Here is a 12,204-nt window from a genome sequence, read left to right on the forward strand (position 1 = left end):
TTCATCTTCCTCTGGAAAGTCCTCAAAGAGAAGAGGGCTAGCGTCACTCATGCTAAAAATGGCGAGAAGTGGTGCGAGTCCTTCTCGTACCACTTCTAGAAGGTTTCATCAAAAGCGATCGCTCCGCTCACTCCCACCTGGTAGGCGGATACTCGCCGTTCAAAGAAGTTTGAAAGTTCTTGGACATCCTGTAACTCCATAAATGCGAAAGGATTCGAGCTTCCAAAAATCGGCTTCAGACCAAGTTGGACGACGCGCTGATCGGCAACGAATTCTAGATAGTGTCGCATTTCTTCAGGAGCCATTCCTGCTATTCCTCCGCTCAGAAGATCTTCCGCAAATGCATATTCGGCGTCAACTGCTTCGATCATCATTGATCTGATGTTCGCATTTAGGTCTTCATCGAATAAAGATGGTTCTTCACGTCTCACGGTGTCTATTACGTCGAAAGCAAAGGCCATGTGCATGGATTCATCTCTAAAAACCCAATTGGTTCCGGATGCAAGGCCATTAAGAAGTCCTCGTGATCGCAAGAAATATACATAGGCAAATGCCCCGTAGAAAAAGAGTCCTTCGACGCAGGCAGCAAAGCAAATCAAATTGAGAAGAAATGTCTTTCGATCATCTGCCGTTATAAGCGGCCCCATTTTCTCCAAGGCCCCAATCCATTTGTAGCAGAACCGTGCTTTGGCGCGAATGGATGGGATATTTTCGACGGCCGCGAACGCCTGATGTCGGTCGTCGGGATCAGGGAGGTAGGTATCGAGCAGAGTTAAATAGAATTGAACATGCACGGCCTCTTCGAAAAGTTGGCGGGATAGGTAGAGTCTGGCTTCCGGCGCATTGATGTGCTCATACAGATTCAGTACGAGATTATTGGCGACTATTGTGTCGCCCGTGGCAAAAAATGCGACTAATCGTTCGATGAGGTGTCGTTCAGCAGGGGTTAAGTTTTCCAGATCACTAAGGTCAGAGTGAAGATCGACTTCCTCGACGGTCCAGGTGTTTTTAATAGCATTTCGGAACTGCTCGTAGAACTGCGGATACCTCATTGGTCGAAGAGTCAAGTCGAGTCCGGGGTCTAGCAAAGACCCGCGCGAAGAAGAGGAAACTGTTACGAATTCGTTGGTGTTCATTATTGGCAAACCTCACAACTTTCTGGATTCTCAAGGGAGCAAGCGAGAGCTTCTGCTGCGCTTGTACTAAGTGCTTTTGTTGATTGCTGAATTGTCGTTTGTCTAATACGCGTCGCTGGGCGAGAGCGTAAATAGTAAGTAGTTTTAAGCCCTGATTTCCAGGCATAGATATACATGGATGACAATTTTCCGATACTTGGATCTGAGAGGAATAGATTGAGTGATTGACTTTGATCGATAAATGGGGCTCTCGATGAGGCAAGGTCGATGAGTACTTTTTGGGGGAGTTCCCAGGCGGTGCGAAACAAATCTCTCACTTGAATCGGAATTTGATCGATTCCTTGGATTGATCCTTCTGATCTCTTAATCTCATCTCTAATTTCAGGAGTCCATAAACCTCTCTCCTTCAACTCCTTCACTAGAAAGCCGTTTATTTGCAGAAATTCACCGCTGAGAGTCTCCCGCTTGAAAAGGTTAGACACCTGAGGTTCAATGCATTCATAGGCACCAGCAATCGACGCAATCGTTGCAGTGGGTGCAATTGCGATTAGGAGGGAGTTCCTGACTCCATGCTTCGAGATGTCTTCTCTGAGTTGATCCCAGCGCTCTCCGCTTCCAAGGGAGGCGGCCCATCCGTCAAAGTGGAGCGTGCCTTTTGAAATTCTTGTCGAAAGATATTCCGGGTGCGGACCATGAATTTTCGCTAAAGAGCAAGATTCGCGCAGAGCATTGAAATATATCTCTGCGGAAATCTTCGTTGAGAGCTCGAGTGCTTTATCGGAATCGAATGGAATACGCAGCTCAAAGAAGAGGTCTTGCAGACCCATTAATCCCAAACCCACTGGTCGCCATTTTGGATTGCTTGCGGCCGCTTCTTGACTGGGGTAGAAATTTATATCTATTACGCGGTCGAGGAATCGCACGGCAGTTCTGACTGTCTCTGCAAGTGACTCCCAATCGACTTCCCCGTCTTTCACAAATTTTGCCAAGTTGACTGACCCAAGATTGCAGACGGCCGTCTCGGAATTATTAGTCACCTCAACTATTTCCGTGCAGAGATTTGATAGATGAACGACATTTTCTCTCTTCTCCGTCTGATTGGAGTGACGATTTGATGCATCCTTAAATGTCATCCATCCATTGCCCGTTTCGGCCAAAGTGCGAAGCATCCGGGTATAGAGCTCTCGGGCCTTAATACTTCGGACCGCTAATCCTTGTTCTTCCGCTTCGCGGTAGGCATTTTCGAAATCTTCTCCCCACAGATCGGGAAAGTGAGGGACCTTTGATGGATCAAAGAGAGACCACATCGCGTCTTCTTCAACGCGACGAAGAAATAGATCTGGGATCCAATGCGCCAGATTGAGGTTATGAGTTCGACGCGATTCGTCTCCAGTATTGTCTCTCAACTCAAGAAATTCCTCGATATCCGCATGCCAGGTCTCAAGATAGATACATGCGGCGCCTTTACGACGACCCCCTTGGTTGACAGCAGATACCGAGGAGTCAAGTGTTTTCAACCAAGGAACTATCCCGTTTGAGTGACCATTTGTTCCACGTATCAATGAGCCACGCGATCGCACTCGGGACCACGAAATTCCTATACCGCCGGCGAATTTAGAAAGCTGAGCAATTTGTGAATACCTCGAGTAAATGGACTCGAGAGTATCTTCCGGGCTGTCAATGAGGTAGCAAGAGGACATTTGCGAGTGCCGTGTACCGGAGTTGAAGAGAGTTGGAGAGCTTGGAAGGTACTTCAGTTGGCTTAGTAACGCATACAATTCGATTGCCTCTGACGGATGAGTAGATAATCCGCACGCGACACGAAGCATGAAATATTGGGGAGTCTCGATCACTTGACGAGATTCTGGGTGGCGTAGAAGGTAGCGGTCATAGATGGTTCGCATTCCAAAGTACTCGAATCGTTGATCCCCTTTCGAGTCAATCGCATCATTCAATTTTCGTTCGTTTAGTTGAACGAATTGGTAAGTAGTTTCAGATATGAGCCCAAGTTCGTAACCGAGTTTTAATGATTGTGAAAAAGAGTGCAGCCCTTGGTTTCGCACTTCCTTGTGAATTAAATTGGACAGGAGCCTTGCTGCTAGTAGTGAATAACTAGGCTCTTCGCCAATAAGTTCGGAGGCGGTGCGGATGGATAGTTTGTCGAGTTCTTCGGTTGTTGCTCCGTCGTACAGTCCACTGATGGTTTTTGTGGCAACCCGCAGTGGATCCACCTCTAGGAGTTCATGACATGAGAGTTCGACTGCCCTCACAATTTTATTGACGTCCACTGGCTCTCTTGCGCCATTTCGCTTGGTTACCTGCATCGTCGATCTAATGGATGCACCGTTCGCAGGCTTACTCTTCGTTATTGTCACTGTTCTCTCCTCGCGAGTATGAGCGATGAGCCCGGAGTCACTAGGAAGAGTCGGAACGGCAGATAGGGGAGGGCAAGCCTGTCCTCGCGGAGCCACCGTCGGCGAACCCTCCCTCGAGGTCACAGACACACCGAATGAGTGATTCGGTCAGGTGGCAGGTCTTCGGACTTTCGGGCATGTACTCGAAAAACTTCGAGCATTTTCTACTAGCCGTCGCTTCCCAGAATTGAATTTCCAGTGCTATAGACGGACTTCGTTCCCAATTACCGCTGCGGGGCAGTCCCAGATTCTCACCGGGTTCCCTCTTACGACGACACCACTGTTGTAATGTCGAACCATCTGTGTGCAGAGACTAGCCACGAAATTTCAATTATCTCAGGAGGCATTAGCAAAACGGCGTGTCGTTAAGTTGTAGGGCTGTTATTTGAATAGTGAGAGGTTGAAGTAGAGAGACAACCGCGGAAAAAATTGCATATGGAATCCAATCGGCCTATGATGACCACCCCATTCCAGCCCCAGGGCCTTATCTTTAGGGAGTAATTTATGAAGGTTTCGTTCCGTTCGACGGCCAGTGTTCTGGCCACTTTGGCTCTGGCTATGGGTGGCCTGGTTGCCGTTGGCACTCCTGCTCAGGCTGCGTTGCCTAAAGGTTGTAAGACTTTATCGCTTGGTTTTTTTGGCGCGCTTACGGGTGATGCCGGAAACCTTGGCAAGAATATTTCTCAGGGTGCCGAACTCGCGGTTGCTCAATACGCTCTTACCGCATCAAAGGTCAAAGTTGATTTCGTCAGTTTTGACAGCCAAGGTGATCCAGCCCAGGCTCCCGGCCTGGCGCAGAGCGCAATTAAAAACAAGTGTCTGGTTGGCATAGTTGGACCTGCCTTCTCTGGTGAATCCATGGCCGCCAACCCAATTTTCCAACGTGGTGGACTCTCAATCATCACTCCGTCGGCCACCAACCCAGCGCTCTCACAGCAGGGCTGGAAGATTTTTCACCGCGCACTCGGTACTGATGCAATTCAGGGCTCCATGGGGGCTAAGTACATCAAGACCGTCCTAAAGCCATCCAAGGTCGCTGTCATTGATGACGCCTCGGAGTACGGCAAGGGCTTGGCAACTGTGGTGGCGACGAGCCTTGGTTCGCTAGTCGTAACCCGCACCTCCCTTGACCCAAAGTCGCCAGACTTCAGTAGCACCATCAGCCAGATCAAATCGGGCGGAGCGGATGTTGTTTATTACGGTGGTTACTACGCAGAGGCTGGTCGTCTGGCCAAGCAGCTCAAGGACGCCGGCGTTACAGCCACACTTATGTCTGGTGATGGAACGTTAGATCCAGGCTTCGTAACTGCTGGTGGTTCGGCAACTGATGGCGCTGTCGTTACATGTGCTTGCGCACCAATCGACACGACCAAGGTTGGTCGGGCGTTTAAGGCTGCCTACAAGGCCCGTTTTGGAGTGAAGGACGGTACCTATTCTCCTGAGGCGTATGACGCTGTGAACTTCTTCCTCGCGGCGATCAAATCAGGCAAGACCACACGTGCATCAATCAATGCGTATGTTTCGACAAAGTCTTGGGTAGGAATCACCAAGACCTTGAAGTTCAGCAAGACCGGTGAAGTTTCCGGTGGTGCGATCTTCGCTTACGTATACAAGGGTGGTCAGAACACGGCTTCCTTAATTAAATAGTTGTAAATCTGGTTCGTTAGAGAGGGGGTGCCTTCGGGTACCCCCTCTCTAACAATAAGTTTGGTTTCACTGGGTCAATACTGACCAATAGTGGCTTGGTCCTTACGTTGTCCAAGGAGGGTCTATGAATTTCTCAACCCTAACGAGCCAATTTGGTGCGTTGACTTTTGATGGACTCGTTCTTGGGGCAATTTATGCACTCGTAGCCTTGGGCTACACTCTCGTTTATGGCGTATTGCGTCTGATCAATTTTGCACACTCCGAAATCTTTATGCTCGGAACTTTTGGCGCTCTCCTTTCTGCGCAAGCCATTGGTTTAAATGCGGAGAGCGCACCGCGTAGTGGATTGGCACTCATCGGCACTTTTCTCTTAGTCACGATTGTGGCGATGGCTATCTCTGGAGTCGCCGCGGTCTTGTTGGAGAGAATTGCCTATCGCGGATTGCGACGTCGCGGTGCTGGCCGACTCACCGTGCTAATTAGTGCGATTGGCGCTTCACTCTTCCTTCAGGAAGCAGTCGCGCTCTGGAGGGGTCGTAATTACGAAACCTTTCCGCGCTTTCTGGAGAAGGATGTCTGGTTTACAGTTTTTGGGGCTGACATTAGATCAGACAAAGTTTTGATTTTGGTCTCTGCGATACTCATGATGATTGCACTTGAACGCTTCGTTTCGCTAACGCGTCTGGGTCGTGGTATTCGCGCTGTTGCACAGAATCAAGACACTTCAGTCTTGATGGGAGTCAATATTGATCGAGTAGTTACCTTGACCTTTTTAATCGGTGGCTTGATGGCTGGCTTTGCCGGATCGTTGAACCAGGTCTATTTCGAGCAGACGCGCTTTAGTATAGGAATCGTGCTCGGAGTTAAGGCCTTTACGGCCGCAGTACTTGGCGGCATTGGTAATTTGCGCGGTGCCTTACTTGGCGGCCTAGTCCTTGGCGTAGTTGAGTCTTATGGCGCTGCAATATTTGGCGGATCATGGAAAGACGTTGTGGCATTTGTCATCCTCGTCCTTGTTCTCATGTTCAGGCCTTCGGGCCTATTGGGCGAGACGCTCCAGAAGGCGAGAGCGTGATCATGAAATATCTATCATCGGCTACTGATGCCGTCGGAGATCGCTGGAGGGGATTACCTAAGGCAACGCAGCGGTTGCTGACGGTGATTTTCATTGCAGGTATAGCGGTACTGCCGATGGTCCAGATTCCATTGCTGAATACTCCGCAGACAGATTTTCCTTCACTCCTTTTCGACAAAATTGGGCTCTACGTCCTCATGGGAATCGGCCTCAATGTGGTGGTTGGGAAAGCTGGTCTGCTCGACCTTGGCTATGTCGCCTTCTTTGCCATTGGTGGCTACACGATGGCTCAGATTGGAACCTTGCTCCATTGGAGTTTCTGGCTCATTCTGCCGCTCGGTGTAGTTATTGCGATGAGCGCAGGAGCGATTCTCGGTCTGCCGACTTTGCGACTTCGGGGTGATTACCTGGCGATTGTGACATTGGGCTTTGGTGAAATAATTCGAATCACTGCGGTCAATGTTGATTGGCTCGGCGCTAACCGCGGTGTTCCAAATATTCCTTGGCCAGCGGCGATCGGTCCGCTGAATTTTGAAGACATTCTCAACCCCAAGCCGTTTTACTGGGTATTGCTGGCCTTGATTATTTTGGTTATCTGGCTCCTTAAACGAATTGATCGTTCGCGAGTCGGTCGTGCCTGGGAAGCAATTAGAGAAGATGAAGACGCCGCCGAATTGATGGGCGTGCAGACACTTAAATTTAAGCTCTGGGCCTTTAGCATCGGAGCTGGCATTGGCGGCATGGGGGGAGTTCTCTTCGCGAGCAAGGTTGGATTTATCTCGCCCGATAACTTCCCGCTCACTCTTTCGGTCATGTTCCTGGCGATCGTGGTACTTGGTGGCAGCGGCAATATTCCAGGTGTCATTTTGGGCGCACTAGCGATTTCATATATTCCAGAACGACTCCGCGGATTTAGTGAGTACCGAGTGCTCTTATTTGGCGCGGCTCTCGTCATTATGATGAATCTGCGTCCGCAAGGTCTGCTTCCTCGCCGCGTTCGTGGAAAGGTTGGCTGATGTCTAACGCGCCAGTTCTCCTTGAATTCAAAAATGTATCGATGCGCTTTGGTGGCGTGACTGCGCTTAGCCATGTTGATATCTCGGTTGGTAAAGGCGAGATTGCCGCGCTGATTGGACCAAATGGTGCAGGGAAAACCACGGTCTTTAATATCGTTACCGGCGTCTATCAACCAACTCAAGGAGAGGTCCGCTTCAAAGGGGAGAGCATCGTCGGCAGGAAGCGATCTGAGATTACCCGAATGGGACTTGCACGGACTTTTCAGAATATCCGGCTCTTTGCTGAGATGACGGCACTCGAGAATGTTCTGGTTGGGGCCGATGCACATTCTAAATCCTCTGTGCCCGGAGCAATCTTTACGCTGCCACGCAAACGTCGCGAAGAGCGCGAAGCACATGAACGCGCCAACGAACTCATGTCATTTATGGGAATCTCAAAGCAGGCACACCTATTGGCTAAGGGATTGCCTTACGGGGATCAACGTCGCCTTGAGATCTGTCGTGCGCTGGCTACCAACCCGGAAATTCTCTTACTTGATGAACCAGCAGCTGGATTCAATCCCGTTGAGAAGGAAATCTTGGGAGAGCAGATACGAGCAATCCGAGATCGCGGTTTCACCATCTTGTTAATCGAGCACGATATGAGTCTGGTCATGGGTATCTCTGATCGAGTTATGGTCCTCGACTTCGGTACGAAGATCGCGGACCAAATCCCGAGTGAAATACAACGCGACCCGCGAGTTATCGCGGCCTACCTAGGGGTGCCAGTTGATGCTTCTTGAGGTAAAAGATTTACACGTCCACTACGGGAAGATTGAGGCGCTGGCCGGCATTTCATTCCACGTTCATCAGGGTGAGATAATTTCGATCATTGGCGCTAACGGCGCAGGTAAAACAACAACACTGAAGACAATTAGCGGTCTGCTAAAACCCACCTCTGGGACTATTCATTTCAATGGTGTGGATGTGGCAACCGTGGCGCCCTACGCTCGAGTTGATCTGGGAATATCTCAAATCCCGGAAGGGCGGGGCATTTTTCCCGGCATGACCGTTCTAGAAAATCTTGAGATGGGCAAGTATCACCGCAAGCATGGTCGGGCAGAGATGGATCAAGATTTAGAAAAAGTCTACGACTTGTTCCCGCGAGTGAAAGAGCGTGCTGGGCAATCAGCCGGCACACTCTCAGGTGGCGAACAGCAGATGGTTGCTATCGGACGCGCCTTGATGTCTAGGCCAACGCTATTACTTTTAGACGAGCCCTCAATGGGATTGGCGCCGATGATCGTCACCCAAATTTTTGAAATCATCACGAAAATTAATCAGGATGGAATGACGATCGTGCTGGTTGAACAGAACGCCCAGCAAGCACTTTTGCGTTCCGAACGGGCTTACGTGATGGAAACCGGAATCGTGGTGAAGACCGCTCCATCCAAAGAACTGTTGACCGACGAGGCTGTCAAACGTGCTTATCTAGGTATCGGGGCCTGACCAAATTAATTTAAGGCTATCCGCATCCTTCATCATGGCCTGTGCAGTTTGCCGTGTTGGATAATTAATTACGACAATTTCGGGCCTGTCTTTGAAAGTTACAATTTCACGATTCATTGAGACCTTATCAAATTCCACGGTAGCACCTTTGGCGGTTACAAGTCTCTCGCTAATTGCCCCTGTCAGGGGACGCATGTGCGCCATGTAACTGGCAAGATTATTATATGTTTCAACCGTCAAGCTGAGATTATTTTCTTTAGACGGAACCAAACACGCGGGCAGATAGGTAATAAGGCGGGTATCAGGTTGGGTGTTATTGATTGTGTATGTATTCCCTGGCATAGGTCCAAGCCAATAGACGGGCTTATTTTCGTCTTTGACATAGTTTGTTAATTCTGCAACAGATAAGGGCGTTACCCCACAAGTTTTCAATAAACTTGACGTTGATGGCGAAGATGCAGCGAATTGAAGCCCACCAAACACCAACAATACGGAAAGAACGGCGTCAAGGCCTAAGAACCACTTAAAATGGGGATGCGATTTATCATAGCGAGACAGGACCAAATGTTCTTTCCTAATGTATTTCGCGAGGAAACGAATGATCACCAACATCAGATTAGGAGCCACACTTCTAAAAGACAAGGTTTTGATGGCATATCTTGTCACCAAAATATAACGACCTAAGCGTACCATTCCAAAATTCCATTTCCGGATGTGGCTAGATATATTATTGTGATATTTCTCTTGTTCCGTGCCGACAAGGCATTGGGTGAATGTTTTTATCAGAGAGAAACCAAAGAGCATGCCCCCGGAAACTCTTACCATGCGTATCGAACACGAGAAGAGGACGACCAACTATGTGGTCGGAGGTGAAACCGATGTTGGTACCAGCCACTTTCAACGTAGCAACGATTTAAGTCTCGTGCTACTTTCATCGTGTCTCATCCAAAACGATGTGTTGGATTTTATCGGCTAGTTTCACGCACAATGATGACCTGTCGGATAGTGCGATTAAGACGGGGTTTTATGGTTTGGATTTATATAGCCTACACACCTCAATCAATGCGGTTCTGAGTTACCTCCAAAAGATCGATCCAGAGGGAGCAGAACGTGCCCGTCGCGACGGGCGCGTGGCAGCGCTACGGGCATGAGGCAATCTTGATCGGATTTACAACTCATAGCGGCACAGTAACCGCCGCTGTCGAATGGGGTGGTGCCGCAGAACGCAAACAGGTCCGTCCGGCACTTGCCGGTAGTTATGAAAAAGTGTTTCACGACACCGGTCTGGATCGCTTTCTGCTACTTATGCCTAAAGGCAGTCATGCCAGCAAAGTTATGGAGACATTTCCATCGGGTATTTGAGCAGCGAGATCCCTGTATAAAACAAATATGTTGCGCGTGATTTCTAGTTCAGCGGGATAAGACTTGGGCGAGAGGAGGATGTGTCATCGAACCGGCTGGAGACTCTCCGCGTTTTTTATCATGGCCTGTTGTGATTGGGGTGCTGGGTAAGCGATTGCAACAATTTCAGGCCGGTCACTGAAGGTTACGACTTCGCCCTTCATTGAGGCCGGGTTAATCTTTATTGAGAGACCTTGGGCAGTCGTAATAGTAGTGGTACCTGAAGTCGCTAAAAGGGGATGGGTGCGTGCCTCCCAGACTTCCTTATTCTTGTAGGTTTTAACTTCATATAGGAATAGTTTCGTGTCGCTTTGACCTGAAGCTTTGGGCAGATAGAAAATATCGGCGATACCCGGTGCTTGATGATTAATAGTGTATTTGTATTCCGAGACAGGCCCTAGCCAATATGCATCCAGATTGTCTTCTTTGACATGGTCTATAAATTCGCTAGCAGACATCGTTACCAGTCCAGAGTGCCCCATGATGGCGTCAAGACGGATCAATGAATGAGATGTAGCGATCTGAAATACGCCGAATGCCAACACTACGGAAAGAACGGCATCAAGGCCTAAGTACCACATGAAATGAGGATGGGATTTTTCATAGCGAGACAGGACTAACTGTTCTTTCTTAATGAGTTTCGCTAAGAAACGAATGATTGCCAACATGGGTAAGAATCACACCTCTTGGGGAAGGTACTGGTAGCAAACTTTGCCGCCAAGGTCTAGAGTCACGTCAGACTAACACTCTCTAGTGCTGTGCCTCCAGGTATATTTGGTAAGTATTGTCACTTAACTCCTGACCGGACATGAATGGTCAATTTCCTTGCCATTGAACGCCTATTTGAATTCATCTCGATCTCCCAACGCTCATTAGTCTTTCCCTCAAAACTAACTAGTTTTAACTCAAATGTCAGTACCAGACTCGCTAGGCGATGACGCATTGTATGGAAGCCGAATCGCCTGGCGCTGGGAGATCGGCAACCTTGCAGGTGGCCCCACCAGGATCAATAAAGGAGATCGCGAATTTCCCCTTCGGATCCCCCGACAAGGCACTGGGGACAATGAAATAGCCAAAAGTTATGGGTGCCTTAAGCGTAACGCCGTTGGAAGTTATTGTGGCGAAGTTCGCCTTTGTCATTCTTACAAAACCAATAACAACGAACCCCTGCCTTTCCAAGATCACTTCCGACTTAGGAACGATGCATGAATTTTCAGTCAAACCTGAAGACCCACCTTTTCTTCGCTCCTCTACATAAAAACAGTTTGATCGAATTCCTAACGGTGAGGGCTTTGGAACCCACAACGATACTTTTGAACCATCAAGAGTAGAGACGGTGCCCGCGTGCACGGGAGTGAGCCACGGAGCGGGCACCCCCTCTTTTTTAATGACGACCACAGACATTTCGTTGAACGCATTTTGAATTCTCCCAGATTCAGTTGCGATCGGAGGAATGGACGCCGGAGTGGCAATCAATCTCGTAAAAATCACACTGACAACGAGAGTCAACGTCCAAAGCCCTGTACTGCGCGACGACATTGTTGAACCTGAACGGAGGCGCACAAACAGCAGCATGCCAAGTAGAACCAATATGGTTCCAATAATTAGTAAGGGCCAGGGACTGAACTCCTGCGCACATTGCTGTCCGCCATCTGCGTACAGGCGACACACAATGTCAGCAGGACCGTGGCGGTTTAAGAAAGCAATGTATAGAAAAGGCAATCCGGCACCGGAAATCAATCCGACGCTACTCTTCCGATTGCCACCCCACCTAAGGAGTGCGAACAGAGCGGCAATTGCGAGAGGTAATACATAGAGACCAATTGTCATAGCGCCTAGAACGCTCACTGCAAGAGTTGCTCCAACAACGGGCCAGGCAAGAAAACTCATCCAACTGGATTTAGTTTCGTTCATGGCTTCCTTCCTAACCACCATTCCCACCATCGTTTTCCACGACCGTGTTGCTCACATACGACTGGTTGCGTAGAGGGCGGTGTCGTTGAATCTTTTTGAAGACGCAAAGCGGT

12 protein-coding genes and 1 riboswitch are annotated in these 12,204 nt (G+C 49.1%); of the genes, 7 read left to right on the forward strand and 5 right to left on the reverse strand.

Annotated elements, in window-relative coordinates; genetic code table 11:
* Window positions 1-95: 95 nt before the first annotated feature.
* Together VMW30_04720 and VMW30_04725 are read right to left on the reverse strand one after the other, a co-directional pair.
* Window positions 96-1,136, reverse strand: coding sequence for a ribonucleotide-diphosphate reductase subunit beta (locus VMW30_04720; GenBank protein HUW87664.1), 1,041 nt, complete (start codon window positions 1,134-1,136; stop codon window positions 96-98).
* A complete protein-coding gene (locus tag VMW30_04725) occupies window positions 1,136-3,511 on the reverse strand; it encodes a ribonucleoside-diphosphate reductase subunit alpha (protein ID HUW87665.1) in 2,376 nt (791 codons plus the stop codon). The genes VMW30_04720 and VMW30_04725 overlap by 1 nt, the downstream gene beginning before the upstream one ends.
* A 135-nt stretch (window positions 3,512-3,646) precedes the next feature.
* Window positions 3,647-3,866: riboswitch (cobalamin riboswitch) on the reverse strand.
* Between the two features lie 188 nt (window positions 3,867-4,054).
* Here VMW30_04725 and VMW30_04730 point away from each other — a divergent pair.
* From VMW30_04730 to VMW30_04750, 5 genes are all read left to right on the forward strand, one after another.
* Window positions 4,055-5,197, forward strand: a complete 1,143-nt coding sequence (locus tag VMW30_04730; protein ID HUW87666.1) for a branched-chain amino acid ABC transporter substrate-binding protein — start codon at window positions 4,055-4,057, stop codon at window positions 5,195-5,197.
* 124 nt (window positions 5,198-5,321) lie between these two features.
* Entirely contained in the window at window positions 5,322-6,272 is a 951-nt protein-coding gene (locus tag VMW30_04735) for a branched-chain amino acid ABC transporter permease (protein HUW87667.1), read from the forward strand.
* 2 nt (window positions 6,273-6,274) lie between these two features.
* Window positions 6,275-7,288: a branched-chain amino acid ABC transporter permease gene (locus VMW30_04740; GenBank protein ID HUW87668.1), complete on the forward strand. Its 1,014-nt coding sequence runs from the start codon at window positions 6,275-6,277 to the stop codon at window positions 7,286-7,288.
* On the forward strand, window positions 7,288-8,070 hold the full coding sequence (locus VMW30_04745) for an ABC transporter ATP-binding protein (GenBank protein HUW87669.1): 783 nt from the start codon (window positions 7,288-7,290) through the stop codon (window positions 8,068-8,070). Before VMW30_04740 ends, VMW30_04745 begins: the two co-directional genes overlap by 1 nt.
* The gene (locus VMW30_04750) at window positions 8,060-8,776 is read left to right on the forward strand and encodes an ABC transporter ATP-binding protein (protein ID HUW87670.1); all 717 of its coding nucleotides are present in this window, start codon (window positions 8,060-8,062) and stop codon (window positions 8,774-8,776) included. The genes VMW30_04745 and VMW30_04750 overlap by 11 nt, the downstream gene beginning before the upstream one ends.
* Here the strand turns inward: VMW30_04750 and VMW30_04755 are convergent.
* Window positions 8,759-9,580 carry a hypothetical protein gene (locus tag VMW30_04755; GenBank protein HUW87671.1) on the reverse strand — a complete coding sequence of 274 codons (822 nt, stop codon included), beginning with the start codon at window positions 9,578-9,580 and terminating at the stop codon, window positions 8,759-8,761. The genes VMW30_04750 and VMW30_04755 overlap by 18 nt on opposite strands.
* Window positions 9,581-9,729: 149 nt before the next feature.
* On the opposite strand from VMW30_04755, the gene VMW30_04760 reads away from it, so the two are divergent.
* Both VMW30_04760 and VMW30_04765 read left to right on the forward strand, forming a co-directional pair.
* Complete coding sequence (locus VMW30_04760) at window positions 9,730-9,927, forward strand: erythromycin esterase family protein (GenBank protein ID HUW87672.1); 198 nt, start codon at window positions 9,730-9,732, stop codon at window positions 9,925-9,927.
* The gene (locus tag VMW30_04765) at window positions 9,887-10,138 is read left to right on the forward strand and encodes an erythromycin esterase family protein (protein HUW87673.1); all 252 of its coding nucleotides are present in this window, start codon (window positions 9,887-9,889) and stop codon (window positions 10,136-10,138) included. The genes VMW30_04760 and VMW30_04765 overlap by 41 nt, the downstream gene beginning before the upstream one ends.
* Window positions 10,139-10,221: 83 nt before the next feature.
* Here VMW30_04765 and VMW30_04770 read toward each other — a convergent pair whose 3' ends face one another.
* Window positions 10,222-10,845: a hypothetical protein gene (locus VMW30_04770; GenBank protein ID HUW87674.1), complete on the reverse strand. Its 624-nt coding sequence runs from the start codon at window positions 10,843-10,845 to the stop codon at window positions 10,222-10,224.
* Between the two features lie 259 nt (window positions 10,846-11,104).
* The gene (locus VMW30_04775) at window positions 11,105-12,091 is read right to left on the reverse strand and encodes a hypothetical protein (protein ID HUW87675.1); all 987 of its coding nucleotides are present in this window, start codon (window positions 12,089-12,091) and stop codon (window positions 11,105-11,107) included.
* Window positions 12,092-12,204 lie beyond the last annotated feature (113 nt).

The organism is Candidatus Paceibacterota bacterium (genome assembly GCA_035530615.1).
Classification (GTDB): Bacteria; Actinomycetota; Actinomycetes; order Nanopelagicales; family Nanopelagicaceae; genus QYPT01.